General features: G+C 68.9%; 17 protein-coding genes. 9 read left to right on the forward strand and 8 right to left on the reverse strand.

Translation table 11 applies throughout. The annotated features are described in order from the left end of the window. Positions 1–14 precede the first annotated feature (14 nt). The 4 genes from M1203_RS29680 to M1203_RS29695 all read left to right on the forward strand — a co-directional run bounded on the left by M1203_RS29680 (position 15) and on the right by M1203_RS29695 (position 1,865). Positions 15–203: a hypothetical protein gene (locus M1203_RS29680; RefSeq protein WP_249952893.1), complete on the forward strand. Its 189-nt coding sequence runs from the start codon at positions 15–17 to the stop codon at positions 201–203. 120 nt (positions 204–323) lie between these two features. Beyond that, positions 324–836, forward strand: a complete 513-nt coding sequence (locus tag M1203_RS29685) for a BlaI/MecI/CopY family transcriptional regulator (protein WP_283959186.1) — start codon at positions 324–326, stop codon at positions 834–836. A gap of 9 nt (positions 837–845) precedes the next feature. Next, positions 846–1,385 carry an amino-acid N-acetyltransferase gene (locus tag M1203_RS29690; RefSeq protein ID WP_249952895.1) on the forward strand — a complete coding sequence of 180 codons (540 nt, stop codon included), beginning with the start codon at positions 846–848 and terminating at the stop codon, positions 1,383–1,385. A 144-nt stretch (positions 1,386–1,529) separates the two neighbouring features. Further along, positions 1,530–1,865, forward strand: coding sequence for an Lsr2 family protein (locus M1203_RS29695; protein WP_030354444.1), 336 nt, complete (start codon positions 1,530–1,532; stop codon positions 1,863–1,865). On the opposite strand, the gene M1203_RS29700 is transcribed toward M1203_RS29695, so the two are convergent. Then, a complete protein-coding gene (locus M1203_RS29700) occupies positions 1,844–2,482 on the reverse strand; it encodes an SCO3374 family protein (RefSeq protein WP_249952896.1) in 639 nt (212 codons plus the stop codon). The genes M1203_RS29695 and M1203_RS29700 overlap by 22 nt on opposite strands. Before the next feature lie 434 nt (positions 2,483–2,916). On the opposite strand from M1203_RS29700, the gene M1203_RS29705 reads away from it, so the two are divergent. Further along, entirely contained in the window at positions 2,917–5,439 is a 2,523-nt protein-coding gene (locus M1203_RS29705; RefSeq protein ID WP_249952897.1) for an ATP-dependent Clp protease ATP-binding subunit, read from the forward strand. Between the two features lie 864 nt (positions 5,440–6,303). Next, positions 6,304–6,987 (forward strand): M23 family metallopeptidase, encoded by a 684-nt coding sequence (locus tag M1203_RS29710; protein ID WP_249952898.1) that lies wholly within the window; start codon positions 6,304–6,306, stop codon positions 6,985–6,987. Positions 6,988–6,991: 4 nt separating this feature from the next. On the opposite strand, the gene M1203_RS29715 is transcribed toward M1203_RS29710, so the two are convergent. Beyond that, a complete protein-coding gene (locus M1203_RS29715) occupies positions 6,992–7,570 on the reverse strand; it encodes a TetR/AcrR family transcriptional regulator (RefSeq protein ID WP_249952899.1) in 579 nt (192 codons plus the stop codon). Positions 7,571–7,726: 156 nt separating this feature from the next. On the opposite strand from M1203_RS29715, the gene M1203_RS29720 reads away from it, so the two are divergent. After that, positions 7,727–9,307, forward strand: a complete 1,581-nt coding sequence (locus M1203_RS29720; protein WP_249952935.1) for an MDR family MFS transporter — start codon at positions 7,727–7,729, stop codon at positions 9,305–9,307. A gap of 193 nt (positions 9,308–9,500) precedes the next feature. Continuing rightward, entirely contained in the window at positions 9,501–9,941 is a 441-nt protein-coding gene (locus M1203_RS29725; RefSeq protein WP_249952900.1) for a VOC family protein, read from the forward strand. Between the two features lie 47 nt (positions 9,942–9,988). Here the strand turns inward: M1203_RS29725 and cseC are convergent, their stop codons facing one another. From cseC to M1203_RS29755, 6 genes are all read right to left on the reverse strand, one after another. Further along, positions 9,989–11,302 (reverse strand): two-component system sensor histidine kinase CseC, encoded by a 1,314-nt coding sequence (gene cseC / locus M1203_RS29730; protein ID WP_249952901.1) that lies wholly within the window; start codon positions 11,300–11,302, stop codon positions 9,989–9,991. Further along, the gene (cseB, locus tag M1203_RS29735; protein ID WP_249952902.1) at positions 11,299–12,003 is read right to left on the reverse strand and encodes a two-component system response regulator CseB; all 705 of its coding nucleotides are present in this window, start codon (positions 12,001–12,003) and stop codon (positions 11,299–11,301) included. The genes cseC and cseB overlap by 4 nt, the downstream gene beginning before the upstream one ends. A 17-nt stretch (positions 12,004–12,020) precedes the next feature. Beyond that, complete coding sequence (locus M1203_RS29740; protein WP_249952903.1) at positions 12,021–12,686, reverse strand: hypothetical protein; 666 nt, start codon at positions 12,684–12,686, stop codon at positions 12,021–12,023. Further along, a complete protein-coding gene (locus M1203_RS29745) occupies positions 12,674–13,336 on the reverse strand; it encodes a SigE family RNA polymerase sigma factor (RefSeq protein WP_249952936.1) in 663 nt (220 codons plus the stop codon). The genes M1203_RS29740 and M1203_RS29745 overlap by 13 nt, the downstream gene beginning before the upstream one ends. A gap of 227 nt (positions 13,337–13,563) precedes the next feature. Continuing rightward, entirely contained in the window at positions 13,564–14,499 is a 936-nt protein-coding gene (locus M1203_RS29750) for an A/G-specific adenine glycosylase (protein WP_249952904.1), read from the reverse strand. A 189-nt stretch (positions 14,500–14,688) separates the two neighbouring features. Beyond that, entirely contained in the window at positions 14,689–15,348 is a 660-nt protein-coding gene (locus tag M1203_RS29755) for a phosphatase PAP2 family protein (protein ID WP_249952905.1), read from the reverse strand. A 191-nt stretch (positions 15,349–15,539) separates the two neighbouring features. Here M1203_RS29755 and M1203_RS29760 point away from each other — a divergent pair, with 191 nt between their 5' ends. Continuing rightward, on the forward strand, positions 15,540–16,412 hold the full coding sequence (locus M1203_RS29760) for a hypothetical protein (RefSeq protein ID WP_249952906.1): 873 nt from the start codon (positions 15,540–15,542) through the stop codon (positions 16,410–16,412). Positions 16,413–16,469 lie beyond the last annotated feature (57 nt).

A 16,469-nucleotide genomic window follows, 5' to 3' on the forward strand; every position in this document is an offset into this window, starting at 1 on the left:
CTACTCTGGACGGCATGGACTACGTATCCGCGCTCCTGCCTCCCGTGGTGATGGCCGCCTTCTTCATCGGCCTGGTCGTGACGATCGTCAAGAGTCAGGGCGGTCCCAACAAGTCCAAGGAGGACGCCGCCGTCGACGCGGCGATCGCTCGCGCGGAGGCCGCCCAGGAGCAGGGCCGTACCCCGGATCCGCGCGGCGCCTGAGGCATACGCGCTCAACATATGACCAGGACGTACGACTGATTCCAGTCGTACGTCCTTTTTGTTACGTCAATAACCGGCCATTCGGACATCTCGCACTATGGTGGCGCTGTGCCCCGACAATTGGGAGACCTGGAAGACGCCGTCATGACACGCGTCTGGCAATGGAACCGTCCGGTCACCGTCCGGGAAGTCCTCGAAGACCTTCAGCAGGAGCGGTCCATCGCCTACACCACCGTCATGACCGTAATGGACAATCTCCATCAGAAGGGCTGGGTGCGCAGGGAAGTCGACGGCCGCGCCTATCGATATACGGCGGTCTCCACCCGCGCCGCCTACGCGGCGGCCCTGATGAACGAAGCATGGTCGAAGAGTGACAACCCCGCCGCCGCTCTTGTCGCCTTCTTCGGCATGATGTCGTCCGAGCAGCGCCGGTCACTGGAGGACGCGGTCGCCCTGGTACGGCGGGACACTTCCGAAGAAGCCGATACGGAAGCGATCAGTACGGAAACGGAAACGGTCAGTAACGAAGGCGCCGGTGTACAAGACCGGGAAGAAGCCGAAGAGTCGCAACAGCCCGACGCGTCCGAAGAGCCGGACGAGGGCGCCGACACCGGGCGCGAGTCGGGGCGATAGCGTCCAGCCATGCCGTCAGCCGTTCCGCTTCCCAATGCCGAAGCAAATGCCCTCACCGTCAGACGCGCCAGGACCAGGGATGTACCGGCGGTCCGCCGTCTCGTGGACCCTTACGTGAGCGAAGGCATCCTGCTCGACAAAGCACCGGTGACGCTTTACGAGGACATCCAGGAGTTCTGGGTCGCGGAACGCGACGAGGACGCGACTGTCATCGGCTGTGGCGCCTTGCATGTGATGTGGGAAGACCTCGCCGAAGTGCGCACACTCGCGGTGGATCGCGCGGCCAGGGGCACCGGCGCCGGGCATCAACTACTGGACAAGCTGCTGGAGACCGCCCGCTGGCTCGGAGTGCGGCGCGTATTCTGTCTCACCTTCGAAGTCGAGTTCTTCGCGAAGCGCGGCTTCGTGGAGATCGGCGAGACGCCGGTCGACGGAGATGTGTACAGAGAGCTGCTGCGTTCCTATGACGAGGGTGTTGCGGAGTTCCTCGGTCTCGAACGGGTGAAGCCGAACACCTTGGGCAACAGCCGGATGCTTCTGCACCTGTGATCGCCGGGAAGACACCAGACCCTATGTCCGAATCGCGCACGTTTCCCGTGTTCTCGCTGGACTGAACCTCTGCCGGGGGTTTGTGTTTTCCTGAGAAAAGCGGTTTCCTTTCCGCGTACTGCATTTTCGATGAAAGGGAATCCGGTGGCACAGAAGGTTCAGGTCCTTCTTGTCGATGACCTCGACGGCGGCGAGGCGGACGAGACGGTGACGTTCGCTCTGGACGGCAAGACCTACGAGATTGACCTCACGACCGCCAATGCGGACAAGCTGCGGGGTCTCCTCGATCCGTACACCAAGGGTGGCCGGCGTACCGGCGGTCGCGCCGCGGGCAGCCGTGGCAAGGGCCGTGTCGCCGCGGGCGGTAACAAGGACACCGCGGAAATCCGCAAGTGGGCGAAGGAGAACGGCTACAGCGTCAACGACCGCGGCCGTGTTCCCGCCGAGATCCGTGAAGCCTACGAGAAGGCCAACGGCTGAGTTCTCGTACGAAGAGTATTTCCGCGCATCAAGCGGGCCCGGTGGCACTCAGTCGCCGCCGCGTCCACGAGTCGTACGAGATCGGGGGCACCCCCACCGCTGCCCCCGTCACCGCCGCCGTACCCGAACGGTGCGAGCGCCGGCAGTGCCGGCTCCACCTCCCGTCCGGGCTCGGGGGGCCGCAGCCAGACAGCGGTCCCCTGCGCGGCGTCAGCCGTGGCGGAAGGCCACCGGGGCGGTGCGGGGGCCGGCATCCGTCCGTCCGCGCCGAGCGCGGTCAGGCCCAGGGCGATCCCGCCCCACTCCAGCCAGTCGAGCAGCCCCGGCACCTCATCGGCGCTCCCGGCGGCCACCAGAAACGCCATCCGTTCCCCGTGCAGCGCCACCGGCCCCGTCGCGCCGGTCAGCCGCAGCACGGCGTCCCCCGCGTCCGCGGGCAGTTCCAGCACGTCGAAGCGGAGCCCGGTGAGCAGCTGGACCGGCGGCCCCGCGACGGTCGCCCAGCCCAGCCCTTTCTCGTACCACCGCGCGACCGACCAGCGGTCGTGCGTGTGGTCGTGCCACTGCGCGCGCTCCCCTTCGAGCGGGGTGCGGGGGAGCGGGACGGTGAAGGACATACCCGGGGCAACTCCCCAACCCCGCCCGGAGTTACGCTGGGTTCGTATTCGATTGCGGAGAGTGGTCAACTCGGGGGCGTGCGGGCGCGTTCGGGAGTGCAAGGGTGTTCGCCCGTAGCGGAGGGAACCGGGGTGCGCCGCATGGAGTGTCACTGCTTGCGGGTAAGACATTCCTAGTGGGAAGGGGCGACACGCGGTTACCGGGCGTCTCACGTTCGCCATCGGCGTACTGATGGTGGGGGTATATGCCTGGCCTGCGGGAACATCGTCTCGCACCATCGGGTTGGAGCTGTTGTCCGGCGTTCGGGGCTGGGAGCCTGGGACAGGTAGTCGGCAGTTGGAATGAGCGGTCCCCGCTTGCGGGACTAAGCTGCGGAAGGACAGGGAGGGGACCGACCCCTTTACTGCCTGACCGCTCTGAGGAGCGATTAACGATGTTCGAGAGGTTCACCGACCGCGCGCGGCGGGTTGTCGTCCTGGCTCAGGAAGAAGCCCGGATGCTCAACCACAACTACATCGGCACCGAGCACATCCTCCTGGGCCTTATCCATGAGGGTGAGGGTGTCGCCGCTAAGGCCCTGGAGAGCCTCGGGATTTCGCTCGAGGCGGTCCGCCAGCAGGTGGAGGAGATCATCGGCCAGGGCCAGCAGGCCCCGTCCGGCCACATCCCCTTCACGCCCCGTGCCAAGAAGGTCCTGGAGCTGTCGCTCCGCGAGGCTCTTCAGCTGGGCCACAACTACATCGGCACCGAGCACATCCTGCTCGGCCTGATCCGCGAGGGCGAGGGCGTCGCCGCCCAGGTCCTCGTGAAGCTGGGCGCCGATCTCAACCGGGTGCGGCAGCAGGTCATCCAGCTGCTCTCCGGATACCAGGGCAAGGAGGCCGCCACCGCGGGCGGTCCTGCCGAGGGCACGCCCTCCACGTCCCTGGTCCTCGACCAGTTCGGCCGGAATCTCACCCAGGCCGCCCGTGAATCCAAGCTCGACCCGGTCATCGGGCGCGAGAAGGAGATCGAGCGGGTCATGCAGGTGCTGTCCCGCCGTACGAAGAACAACCCCGTGCTCATCGGCGAGCCCGGCGTCGGCAAGACGGCGGTCGTCGAGGGGCTGGCCCAGGCCATCGTCAAGGGCGAGGTGCCCGAGACCCTCAAGGACAAGCACCTCTACACCCTCGACCTCGGCGCGCTCGTCGCCGGTTCGCGTTACCGCGGTGACTTCGAGGAGCGCCTGAAGAAGGTCCTGAAGGAGATCCGCACCCGCGGGGACATCATCCTGTTCATCGACGAGCTCCACACCCTGGTGGGTGCGGGCGCCGCCGAGGGCGCGATCGACGCGGCGAGCATCCTCAAGCCGATGCTGGCCCGCGGCGAGCTGCAGACCATCGGTGCGACGACGCTCGACGAGTACCGCAAGCACCTGGAGAAGGACGCGGCCCTGGAGCGCCGCTTCCAGCCCATCCAGGTCGCGGAGCCGTCGCTGCCGCACACGATCGAGATCCTCAAGGGCCTGCGCGACCGCTACGAGGCGCACCACCGCGTGTCCATCACGGACTCCGCCCTGGTCGCCGCCGCGACGCTCGCCGACCGCTACATCTCGGACCGCTTCCTGCCGGACAAGGCGATCGACCTGATCGACGAGGCCGGCTCCCGGATGCGTATCCGCCGGATGACCGCTCCGCCGGACCTCCGCGAGTTCGACGAGAAGATCGCGGGCGTCCGCCGTGACAAGGAGTCGGCCATCGACTCCCAGGACTTCGAGAAGGCGGCGTCTCTCCGTGACAAGGAGAAGCAGCTGCTGGCCGCGAAGACCAAGCGGGAGAAGGAGTGGAAGGCCGGCGACATGGACGTCGTCGCCGAGGTGGACGAGGAGCTGATCGCCGAGGTGCTGGCGACGGCCACGGGCATCCCGGTCTTCAAGCTCACCGAGGAGGAGTCCTCGCGGCTGCTGCGCATGGAGGACGAGCTCCACAAGCGCGTCATCGGCCAGAAGGACGCCATCAAGGCGCTCTCGCAGGCGATCCGCCGTACGCGAGCGGGTCTGAAGGACCCCAAGCGCCCCGGTGGCTCGTTCATCTTCGCCGGCCCGTCCGGTGTCGGTAAGACGGAGCTGTCCAAGACGCTCGCCGAGTTCCTGTTCGGCGACGAGGACGCGCTGATCGCTCTCGACATGTCGGAGTTCAGCGAGAAGCACACCGTCTCGCGTCTCTTCGGCTCTCCCCCCGGATACGTGGGGTACGAGGAGGGCGGCCAGCTCACCGAGAAGGTGCGCAGGAAGCCGTTCTCCGTCGTCCTCTTCGACGAGGTCGAGAAGGCCCACCCCGATATCTTCAACTCCCTGCTCCAGATCCTGGAGGACGGTCGGCTGACCGACTCCCAGGGCCGGGTCGTGGACTTCAAGAACACGGTCATCATCATGACGACCAACCTCGGGACCCGGGACATCTCCAAGGGGTTCAACCTGGGCTTCGCCGCCCAGGGCGACACCAAGACCAACTACGAGCGGATGAAGAACAAGGTCAACGAAGAGCTGAAGCAGCACTTCCGGCCGGAGTTCCTCAACCGCGTCGACGACACGGTGGTCTTCCACCAGCTCACCGAGGAAGACATCATCCAGATCGTCGACCTCATGGTGGACAAGGTGGACGAGCGGCTGAAGGACCGGGACATGGGCCTTGAGCTGAGCGCGAACGCCAAGTCGCTGCTGGCCAAGAAGGGTTACGACCCCGTTTTGGGCGCCCGGCCGCTGCGCCGGACGATTCAGCGCGAGATCGAGGACGTCCTCTCCGAGAAGATCCTCTTCGGTGAGCTGCGCCCCGGTCACATCGTGGTCGTGGACACCGAGGGCGAGGGTGAGGCGAAGAAGTTCACCTTCCGCGGCGAGGAGAAGTCGCCTCTGCCGGACGTCCCTCCGATCGAGCAGGCGGCCGGCGGCGGCCCGAACCTGACGAAGGACGTGTGAGGCTCACGCCCTTGGGGTGAGTGACTGAAGGGGCTGCCCCGGACCGTGTTTTTCACGGTCCGGGGCAGCCCCTTTTCCGATGAACAGCCGGATAAAGTCGGCCTGTTCAGCCGCGGCGGCTCACGGAGGAACGACAGCTCGTCCAGCGTTTTGCTGGAGAGTATGAGCAGCCCCCCGAAGCCAAAACCCGCAAGAAATGAGCCCAGTTGTGCTCCGTTGCAACTGCCGAGGAACAAGAGCGAATGAAAGGCGGGCAGTTCACGAAGATGCCGCAATTGATCGGCATCGGTCATGGTGAGCGTCGTGTCCGTGAAGGGCATGCGGGCCAGTGCCTCCCGCCTGTACTCCCCCCCCGCCGGGAATCGGCTTCGGCCCGTCGTGAACCGCGACCACATCGAAGCGCTTTCGTGCGGCGCGCAACGGCTCGCGACAGGTCCCGGCTCGTCTCGGAGCAACCGGGACTTTGGTCCTGAATCGGAAGGCATTTCTACCCGGTGGCCGTGACAAGCAGCACAGGCGTTTTTGGCCCTACTAGCCCCGATAGTCGCGGCGCCGGGCTTCCGCCGGGACGTTCGGCCCTGCCGGGGGCGGGTCGTTCGGCGGGAGGGTGACGGCCGGGCCGGGCGCCGGGGCCGGATGCGGATTCCTCGGCGTTTCACGTGCGCTTAAACAGGTTTAAATCATCTAATACCGCACGATCGTGGCGTGCCGATCCTGGCGGTCAAGAGGCGCATTGCCGTGGGGATCGCTACGACGTGATGCCGTAGATGGGGTGTTTTGGGATGAGGTGGGGGCCGGGTTACCAAGGTGTGGCCAGCCCGGCTCTCGTGTGCCGGGTCCCTTGATGCCCGGAGGTTTACCCGTATGTCGCAGCGCAAGCTGTCCCGTCTGACCCGACCGTCCGTCCTTCGTACCCGTGCCGGCGTTCTGGCTGCCGGACTCGGAGTGTCGTTGGCGGCCGGAACCGGGGCCGCGTTCGCCGCGACCGGCGGTGGCGCGGCCACCGCCGCCCCGGCCACCACCTCGACCGTCTCGGCCGCTTCGGCCGTCAAGCAGCACGCCGCCGCCTCCAAGGCCGACGACGTCAAGGCCAAGGCCGCGAAGGCGAAGGCCGACGCCAAGAAGGCCCCGTCCTGGACCGACCCGGTCAAGCGCTACCAGCTCAGCGCCGGCTTCGGTCTCGGCGGCAGCAGGTGGGCGCACAAGCACTCCGGCCAGGACTTCGCGGTGCCGGTCGGCACGCCCGTCCACGCCGTCCACACCGGCACCGTCGTCAAGGCCGGCCCGAACGGCGCCGGTGACGGCCCCGCGTACGGCAACGCCATCGTGATCAAGCACAAGGACGGCACGTACTCGCAGTACGCGCACCTGTCCCAGATCAAGGTGTATGTGGGTGAGCACGTCAAGACCGACAAGCTGATAGGGCTCTCCGGCAACACCGGTAACTCCAGCGGTCCGCACCTGCACTTCGAGATCCGTACGACCCCGAACTACGGCTCGGCCGTCAACCCGGTCCCGTTCCTGCGCTCGGTGGGCGTCAAGGTGTGACCCGTCAGGGCGTGACCCGATGAGCCTGGCTCATCAGCTCGATGGAGACCTCAAGGATGGCTTCGCGCTTCTCCTCGGGGTCTCCTTCGACGTCCTTGAGGGCGAAGGTGCTCGCGTGCATCGTGAAGAGCGCGCTGACGCAGCGGACCCGGTTCTTCAGGGACGCGTCCGGGTCCTGGAGCAGATCGAGCATGTCGATCATCCGTTCCTTGAACGTATGGCCGATGCTCAGCTCGCGGACGGTCGCCTGGTTCTCCTGCATGAAGCGGAAGAGCGGGGCCGCGTTCTCCAGTGCCCTGCTGTAGCGCCGCAGGATCTCCTCCTTGGTCTCCAGGGTGTGCGGCTGTGTACGGCCCCAGGTGATCAGATCGTCCAGCGGGCGCGACAGATCCTCGAAGAGGCTGATCAGGATGTCTTCCTTGGTCTTGAAGTGGTAGTACAGCGCCGCCTTCGTGACATCCAGCCGCTCGGCGATCTCCCGTAGCGACGTCTTCTCGTATCCCTGCTCCCCGAAGAGCTCCAGCGCGACGTCCTGGATGCGCTGGCGGGTGTTTCCCCGCCGAGGGTGCTGTGTGCTGCCCATGGGTGCTCTCCCGAGAAATAACTTACTTGACGCCCGGCAAGTTGGGGTCTACCTTACCCCAGTGTAGTCAGCTTGCCGGGCGGCAAGTAAGTGTCAGGGGAGTGCAGGGGAGTGGGGACGATGAGTCCGACCGGGAAGCAGACCGAGCAGCCGGAGATGGCGGAGCCGGCGGAGAAACCAGGGCGGCAGCCGCGCAGTGTGCGCGTGGTGCTGCTCGCGCTCATGATCGCGATGCTGCTGGCCATGCTGGACAACATGATCGTCGGTACCGCGATGCCGACCATAGTCGGTGAGCTGGGGGGTCTCGCGCATCTGTCCTGGGTGGTCACCGCGTACACCCTGGCGACCGCCGCCTCCACGCCGATCTGGGGCAAGCTCGGCGACATATACGGCCGCAAGGGCGTCTTCCTCACCTCGATCGTGGTCTTCCTGATCGGCTCCGCGCTGAGCGGAATGGCCCAGGACATGGGCCAGCTCATCGGCTTCCGGGCCGTCCAGGGTCTGGGCGCCGGCGGTCTGATGGTCGGCGTCATGGCGATCATCGGCGACCTGATCCCGCCCCGGGAGCGGGGCAAGTACCAGGGCATGATGGCCGGCGTCATGGCGCTCGCGATGATCGGCGGACCGCTGGTCGGCGGCACCATCACCGACCACCTCGGCTGGCGCTGGAGCTTCTACATCAACCTCCCGCTCGGCGCGCTGGCGCTCGTGATGATCACGGCCGTCCTGCATCTGCCCGCCAAGGACCGGACGAAGGCCAAGGTCGACTATCTCGGTGCCGCGCTGCTGACCATCGGCATCACGGCGATTGTGCTGGTCACCACCTGGGGCGGCACGGAGTACGCCTGGAGCTCCGCGATGATCATGGAGCTGATCGCCATCGGCGTCGCCTCCCTCATCGGCTTCGTCTTCGTGCAGACCAGGGTCCCCGAGCCGATCATGCCGCTGCACATCTTCCGCAGCCGCAACTTCTCGCTGATGTCCGTGATCGGGTTCCTGACCGGCTTCGTGATGTTCGGCGCGGTGCTCTTCCTCCCGCTCTACCAGCAGGCCGTACAGGGCGCCTCGGCCACCAACTCCGGTCTGCTCCTGCTGCCGATGCTGCTGTCGATGATGCTCGTCTCGCTGATCGCGGGCCGGGTCACCACCAGCAGCGGCAAGTACAAGATCTTCCCGATCCTGGGCGGCGGCCTGATGGTCGTCGGCCTGTTCCTTCTGGCGCAGATGGACACCGGCACCTCGCGGCTGACCTCCGGCCTCTACATGGCCGTCCTCGGCGCGGGCATGGGCTTCCTGATGCAGATCACCATGCTCGTCGCGCAGAACAGCGTCGAGATGAAGGACATGGGCGTCGGCTCGTCCACCACCACCCTCTTCCGTACGCTCGGCGGCTCCTTCGGCGCCGCCATCATGGGCGCCCTGTTCACCAGCCGGGTACAGGACGAGATGGCCTCCCGCGCCGGCGCGGGCGGGGCGGGTGCCACCGAGCAGACGACCCAGCTGGACGCGGCGAGCCTGGCGAAGCTGCCGGACATGGTGCGCGAGGCGTACCAGCACGCGGTGTCGACCGGTACGAACGCGGCGTTCACACTGGGCGCGGCCGTCGCGGTGATCGGCTTCGTCGCGGCGTTCTTCGTCAAGGAGGTCCCGCTGCGGGGCGGGGAGCAGAAGCCGGCCGACGCGGCCGACCTGGCCCCGGCCCCGGCGGCGGACGGGAAGGTCACGCAGTCGGCCTGAACCTCCGGCGCACGACCACGCACGACCACGCACGACCTCGCACGACTCGACAACGGCCCCTGGCGCGCATCGGCGCCAGGGGCCGTTGTCAGTGGTGCGTGTCAGCATCGAAGTGCGGACAGTCGCCCGCCGTGGCGAGGCAGGGGCCGCCCGCCGCCGACACCCGCAGCCCGCACTTTCGAGGGAGCGTCCCATGATCAAGGGTCTTGCCATTTCCACCGTCTGGGTCCTGGACCAGGACCGCGCGAAGGAGTTCTACACCGAGAAGCTGGGCCTGGAGCTGCGCATGGACATGACGCTCGGCGAGGGAGGGATGCGCTGGGTGACGGTCGGCGCGAAGGACCAGCCCGAGGTGGTGCTGACCCTCATGGTGCCGGGCGCCCCGGCGATGGACGAGGAGTCGGCCGAGGCGGTCAGAACGCTCGTCGCGAAGGGCGTGCTGGGCGCGGGGGCGCTGGCCACGGACGACATCCACGGGGACTACGAGAAGCTCAAGGCGCGCGGGGTGGAGTTCATCCAGCCGCCGCAGGAGCGTCCGTACGGTACGGAGGCGATCCTGCGGGACGACTCCGGCAACTGGTTCTCGTTCACACAGCAGCGCGAAGAGCTCGACCTCGACAAGGAATGGGCCTGAGGGGGCCGGGCGGGTTCGGCCCGGCGGCTTCGACGGTTCAGTCGGCTTCAGCCCGGCAGTTTCAGTATCGGGAAGCTGCCTGTGGTCGTCGGGGCGTGTTCCGGGAGCCAGAGGACCGCGATGGCGCCGCCCGCGCCATTCAGACCCTCGATGCCCTCGGGCGTGGCGTTCCGGAAGGTCAGCCGCGCGCCGAGGACCCGGGCCTGGCCGGCCGCGATGGTCAGGCCCAGCCCATGGCCGTGGCCCGCGCGGTCCGTCGCGCCCGTACGGAAGCGGCTCGGGCCCTCCCGCAGCAGGGCGTCCGGGAAGCCGGGGCCGTGGTCACGTACGCGCACCACCCGGCCCTCGACGGTCACCTCGACGGGTGTCCCACCGTGCTTGGCGGCGTTGGCCAGCAGATTGCCCAGGATGCGCTCCAGCCTGCGCGGATCGGTGCTGACCCAGGACTCGTGCACGACCTTGATCTTGATCGCGGGGTTCAGCACGCCCACCCGCCGCTCGACGAACTCGCCCAGAGCGATCTCCTGGAGTTCGGCGCGCTCCGAGGCGCTGTCGAGCCTCGCCACCTCCAGGACGTCCTCGACCAGCGTCCGCAGGGCCTGGGCCCGGTCCCGTACCAGCTCCGTGGGGCGGCCGGGCGGCAGCAGCTCGGCGGCCGTCAGCAGCCCGGTCACCGGCGTACGCAGCTCATGGGCGATGTCCGCGGTGACCCGGCGCTCCGCCTCGATGCGTTCGTTCAGCGCGTCGGTCAGCGCGTCCACCGCGCGGGCCAGCTCATCCGTCTCGTCCCGTACGACACCGCCGACGGCGTCCCCGACGCGTACGTCCGTATTGCCCTGCGCGACCCGCCCCGCCGCCGCGGCGGCCTTGCGCAGCCGCCGCGAGAGCTGCCCGCCGATCAGCACACCCAGCGCGCAGCCCCCGAAGACCACCGAGACCGAACCGATGATCAGAGACCGGTCCAGATCCTTCATGATCGTCGCGGAGCGGTCGGCGAACTTGCTGTGCAGCGAGAGCACCGTGCCATTGCTCAGCGGGACGGCGGCCCAGACGTCGGGCACCCCGCTCTCGGTCTCCTCCACATAGGTCGCGCGCCGGCCCTGCTTCATCTTCGCGTGCAGGCCGCGCGGCAGCGCCGGGTCATTGAGCTTCGTGCCGAGCCTGGGCTCCTTCGTGGAGTCGTACATCCGCTGCGCGAACAGCAGTCGCTCCATCTGCACCTCGCGCGAGTTGTCGAGCATCGAGACCCGCGCCGAGTTGTGCACCACCAGACTCAGCGCCACCGCGACGAGCGCGCCGACCGCCGCGATCGCGATGCTGATCTTCCACCGGACTCCGGTGCGCAGGGCGGGCCGCTTCATGCCTTGAGCTTGTATCCGAAGCCGCGGACCGTGTCGATCCGGTCCTGACCGATCTTGGTGCGCAGCCGCTGGACATGGACGTCCACCACCCGGGTGTCACCGCCCCAGCCGTAGTCCCAGACCCGCTCAAGCAGTTTGTCGCGGGAGAGCACGGTGCCGGGAGCGGCCGAGAACTCCAGCAGCAGCCGCATCTCCGTCGGTGTCAACGCCACCGGCGCGCCGCCCTTGCGTACCTCCATGCCCTCCGTGTCGATCACCAGATCGCCGAAGGACAGCAGCCCGTGCTCATCGGGCTCGCCCGGTCCGCCCGATTCGCCGGCGGGCCCGCCCGCGTGCCCGAAACGGCGCAGTACGGCGCGGATCCTGGCGACCAGCACCGCACCGTCGAAGGGCTTGGTCACATAGTCGTCGGCGCCGGCCTCCAGCCCGAGCACCACATCGATCGAGTCGGCGCGCGCGGACAGCATGATCACGGGCACGGTCGACTCGTCACGGATGCGTCGGCACAGGCTGACCCCGTCCAGACCGGGCACCATCACATCGAGCAGGGCGATGTCGGGACGGTCCGCGCGGAACGCGTCGAGGCCGGAGAGTCCGTCCGGCCTGGCGGTGACCACGAAGCCACTGCGCTCCAGCGCCAGCTGGGTGGCTTCGCGAATGACATCGTCGTCCTCGACGAACAGGACATGGGTCTCGGCCATCCCGTGGATCTCGGCTCTCAGTTCGGGTTCGTCATCGAGGGGGCGGGAACGGTTCCGTCGCCGTTGCCCACCGCTCGGCTGTAGTCGTTGCGCACCCGGTAGCGCTCGCTGAACTTGCTGTCGGACCAGCTGTACGTCACGACGTCCTCCCCGGACGGGAAGGACAGCGGGTCGCCGTTCGCGTACACCTGCTGGGTGACGACCAGTTCACCTCGGTCGATCGTGGCGTAGACGGCGGGCTCCTCCGCCGCGAAGACGTTCTGGTACTCCTCGTTCCGCTCGCGGTACACATACGTCCCGACGCCCACCGAGTCACCGCACGTCATCACGTTGATCACCAGATCGGGCGCGGTACCGCCGGTCAGATTCCCGTACGAGGTGTCGACCGGGTACGCGTCCTCGCCGCACGGTTTGAGATCGGCCTTGACCCGCGTGCTGACCACGGGGTCCTTCCGGAGCAGCGCCACCGCGTTGACGGTCTTGGCGGGGGTCGCGGCGCTCACCCTGGGCGTCGGCGCGCCCCGCTCCACGGGAGAGGTCACGGCCGCGCCCTCGTCCCTGGTCCCCGTACCGCCGGTCGAACAGCCGGACATGAGCAGGCCGACAGCGGCGAGCGCGGACAGCACCGCACCCACCGCGAAGGATCTGCCCCCCGGCCGCTCTGGGTCTTTCAGGCCGCGCACCTCTCCCGCCCCCGCTCCTCGTGACCGACAAGGCCGCCGCGTGTGCCGCGAGCGCCCCGACCGTCACCCCTGTCGCTCCCGCCGCTCCTGCCACGACGGACATCCGACCGCTCCGGCGCGTGGACATCCAGGTCCCGGTCCACCAGGTCCTGGCCGGCCAGTTCCCGGCTCTCCAGCTCCTGACGGAGCCGGGCCAGCGCGCGGTGCAGTGTGCTCTTTACGGTACCCGCCGACATGCCGAGCGCGGCAGCCGTCTCCTCGGTGCTCATCTGCTCCCAGTGCCGCAGCACCACCACGCTGCGCTGCTTGGGCGCGAGCACCCCCAGGATGTCCATCAGCAGCGCCCGGTCGGCGCGCTGCTCGGTGCCGTCGTCGATGCTCGCGTCGGGCAGCTGCTCGGTGGGGACCTCTTCGAGCTTGCGGGCGCGCCACCACTCCGTACGGGTGTTGATCATGACGCGGCGCAGATAGGCGTCGGCGAGCGACTTGTCGGCGATGCCGTCCCAGCGCCCGAACGTACGCGCCAGCGCGGTCTGGAGCAGGTCCTGCGCGTCGACGGGATCGGGCACGAGGCGCCGGGCGCTCCGCAGCAGGGCCTCCTGCCGCGTACGTACGTATTCCTCGAATCCGAGCACCTCGCCCTGCGCCATGCCGACCGCCTCCGACCCCGTGATCATCCGTACCGTTCGTCTACGGCACCGAAATTACGGAGCGGTTGTCACGGGGCTGTGCGGGCCGGCCGTCGGCGGACGCACGGCTGTCCATCGGTTGTGTAACGGCCGACCGCGCGCCGCCCCGACGGCGCGACGGCCGCCGGTCCGGTTCCGGTGGCGCGTCGCGCGGTCGGCGGGGTGGCGAGGTGGCGAGGTCAGCGGTGTCAGCGGTGTTCCGCCCGGCTCTGCGGCAGCCGGTAGACCCCGTTCTCCATCGGCTCGACCAGCCCGTCGGCGACCAGTCCGTCCAGCGCCCTGGCCCGCTGCACCGGCTCGTCCCAGACCGCGTCCAGGACCACCTGCGGCACCGGAGCGACCGCCTCGCGCAGTACGGCGAGCAGCTTGCCGCGCACCTGGCGGTCCGTGCCCGCGTACGTCTGGCCGCGCCGCGCGGGGCCCTCGTACCGCGGCTTCCCGGCCAGCCGCCAGGCGCACCGGTCGGCGATCGGGCAGCGTACGCAACCCTCGTTCTTCGCCGTGCAGATGAGCGCGCCGAGCTCCATGGAGGACGCCGCCCAGCGCGCGGCGGTCGGCGCGTCCTCGGGCAGCAGCGCGCGGGCCAGCTTGCGTTCGGCCGCGGTGGTCGCGTTCGGCGGGTACTGCACACCGGCCACGGCGCGCGCGAAGACCCGGCGCACATTGGTGTCGAGCACCGCGTGCCGCTGCCCGTACGCGAACGAGGCCACCGCCGCGGCCGTGTACTCGCCGATCCCGGGCAGCGAGAGCAACTGCGCGTGCTCGCGCGGTACGTCGCCTCCGTGCCGCTCCGTTATCGCCTGCGCGGCGCCGTGCAGACGTAGCGCACGGCGCGGATAGCCGAGCCTGCCCCAGGCGCGGACAGCCTCGCCGGGGGCCTCGGCGGCCAGATCGGCGGGGCGCGGCCAGCGGCTGAGCCACTGCTCGTACACCGGGAGCACCCGGTTCACCGGGGTCTGCTGAAGCATGAACTCGCTGACCATCACCCCCCAGGCGCCCGCTTCTGGGCGGCGCCAGGGCAGATCGCGCGCGTTCGAGTCGAACCACGCGATGACGGGGGTGTGGAGGGCGGCCGGATCGACGGCGGTCGGAGAGGACGCGGAGTGCGCGGAGGTAGCAGTCATGACAGCACCGATCCTGGCATGTCCCGGGCCGTGGAGGGTGCGGCAGGCGCGGGCGGGGCCGAGGTGTCACGCGCCCGGTCCCGCGCGCGCCCCACGTTCGCCCCCGCCCGCCGGGTCCCTCGGGCCCGAACTGCCACACCCGAACTGCCACACCCGCTCGGTCACACCCGCTCGGTCACACCCGAACTGTCACACCCGCTCGGTCACGCCCGGGTGATCGCCTGTGTGATCGGCCGCGCGCACCCGCCCCGGTCCTGCGAGCAGGCGGGCCGGCCCCGACCCGCTCGTCCGCATCGTCATGACCAGCGCGCCCACGGGCCGGGCCGCCGCCAGGACCACAAGCGTCGCCACCACGCCGCCGAACACCAGCCCCACCGCCACGTCGTGCGGATAGTGGACTCCGACGAAGACCCGGGAGAACGCCATCAGCAGCGCCATCGGGACGGTGAGACAAGCGAGTACGGGACGGGCGAGGGCCAGCGCGATGGCTGCCGCGCCGGCGATCGTGGCGTGATTGCTGGGGAAGGACCAGTCGCCCACCGGCGGGCAGGGGATGAGTGAGGCCCCGGCCCCGGCGACCGCCCGGCACGGCCTCTCCTCGGTCAGCGCCGACTTGGTCAGCTCACTGCACACATACGCGACGGCGGTCGCGAGCGGAGCGAGGACCGCCACGGCCACCGCGCGCGGGCCGGCCGGCCGCGCGTACCACCAGACCGCTATGAAGAGCGCGCCGAACAACAGCAGTCCGGCCTCGGTCCATAGCTCTGCGAGGTGTTGGAACCAGGAGGGGGTCGTACGGGCGAAGTCGGTGATGTCGCGATAGAGATCGCTCGTTGCGCTGCTGTTCATGGAATGAACGTACAGAGATCATCGGGAGTTCCCCTCGCGCGCCGGCCCGGGTGCATCCCTGACGAAAGGAGAAGTCCCGGCGGAGAAGGGCCGGTCAGCGACGCCCTTGCCGGGATGATGATCCGTAAAACTTGCGAGACCGGCGGCATGGGGGGCGGGAGTTGGCCCCGATCTCTCGTACAGTTTGCGCCGTGGGATCTTTGCGCAATCCGGTCGGGCCGCTTCCCTCCACCATCTACTGGCGACGGAGGGCAGTAGCGGCGACGCTGATCGCGCTGCTCGCGTTGCTCGTCGTATGGGTCGTCACATCCCGTGGGGGTGACGGCAAGAACAGCGGCGACACGTCGGACGGCGCCAATCCCGCGACGTCCATCACCCCGGGCCCCTCCGGTTCCGGACCGGCGATCAGTGAACAGCCGGGCGGACGCGACGAGTCGGGCCCGACCGACGGGACCGGCGGCGGCCAGGGCGGTACGGACGGCGCCGACGACGGCGGCAAGAACGGTGACACCGGCGGCGCGGGCGGGGCCGGTTCCGCCGGTACGGGGGACGGCACGGCGGACACCGGCGGCGCGAGTGGCGGCGCGAGTGGCGGCGGCACGGCGGGCGGCGACGGCGGAAGCACCACCTCCGGCCGGCAGGTACCGGCCGGCTCCGGACTGCCCAACTGCCCCCCGAGCGCGGTCACCCTGCGGCTCACCACGACGAAGGTCGCCTACGCGCCGGGCGAGAAGCCCGCGTTCCGGCTGATCGCCACGAACACCTCGGACACCACCTGCAAGGCCGACTTCGGACCGAAGGCCGTGGTGCTGACGATCACCAACGCGGACGACGAGGAGGTCTGGTCGTCCAAGGACTGCCCGAAGACCGGCGGGGTGCTCTACGAGGTCCCGGCGGGCGGGACGATCACCCGCACGATCGAGTGGGACCGCAGGCGGAGCGCACCGCAGTGCGCCACGCCGCCCGCGGGCGGGGTGAGCCCCGGAACGTATCTGGTGGAGGCCAAGACCTCGGCCGCCTCGGTGAAGCAGGGCCAGGCGTCGATCCGCCTGGAGAAGGACTGAGGCGTCGCGCACGGCACATACGGCGGCGCCCCCACCCCGGGGGGGGGGGGGGGGCCG

This window comes from Streptomyces sp. 35G-GA-8, from assembly GCF_023534745.1.
In the GTDB taxonomy this organism is placed as follows: Bacteria; Actinomycetota; Actinomycetes; order Streptomycetales; family Streptomycetaceae; genus Streptomyces.

Bases quoted from the DNA above. Each gene is read 5' to 3' on its own strand.
- M1203_RS29680 (WP_249952893.1), top strand. From the start codon at position 15: ATGGACTACGTATCCGCGCTCCTGCCTCCCGTGGTGATGGCCGCCTTC.
- M1203_RS29690 (WP_249952895.1), top strand. From the start codon at position 846: ATGCCGTCAGCCGTTCCGCTTCCCAATGCCGAAGCAAATGCCCTCACC.
- M1203_RS29700 (WP_249952896.1), bottom strand. From the start codon at position 2,482: ATGTCCTTCACCGTCCCGCTCCCCCGCACCCCGCTCGAAGGGGAGCGC.
- M1203_RS29705 (WP_249952897.1), top strand. From the start codon at position 2,917: ATGTTCGAGAGGTTCACCGACCGCGCGCGGCGGGTTGTCGTCCTGGCT.
- M1203_RS29710 (WP_249952898.1), top strand. From the start codon at position 6,304: ATGTCGCAGCGCAAGCTGTCCCGTCTGACCCGACCGTCCGTCCTTCGT.
- M1203_RS29715 (WP_249952899.1), bottom strand. From the start codon at position 7,570: ATGGGCAGCACACAGCACCCTCGGCGGGGAAACACCCGCCAGCGCATC.
- M1203_RS29720 (WP_249952935.1), top strand. From the start codon at position 7,727: ATGGCGGAGCCGGCGGAGAAACCAGGGCGGCAGCCGCGCAGTGTGCGC.
- M1203_RS29725 (WP_249952900.1), top strand. From the start codon at position 9,501: ATGATCAAGGGTCTTGCCATTTCCACCGTCTGGGTCCTGGACCAGGAC.
- cseC (WP_249952901.1), bottom strand. From the start codon at position 11,302: ATGAAGCGGCCCGCCCTGCGCACCGGAGTCCGGTGGAAGATCAGCATC.
- cseB (WP_249952902.1), bottom strand. From the start codon at position 12,003: ATGGCCGAGACCCATGTCCTGTTCGTCGAGGACGACGATGTCATTCGC.
- M1203_RS29745 (WP_249952936.1), bottom strand. From the start codon at position 13,336: ATGGCGCAGGGCGAGGTGCTCGGATTCGAGGAATACGTACGTACGCGG.
- M1203_RS29750 (WP_249952904.1), bottom strand. From the start codon at position 14,499: ATGACTGCTACCTCCGCGCACTCCGCGTCCTCTCCGACCGCCGTCGAT.
- M1203_RS29755 (WP_249952905.1), bottom strand. From the start codon at position 15,348: ATGAACAGCAGCGCAACGAGCGATCTCTATCGCGACATCACCGACTTC.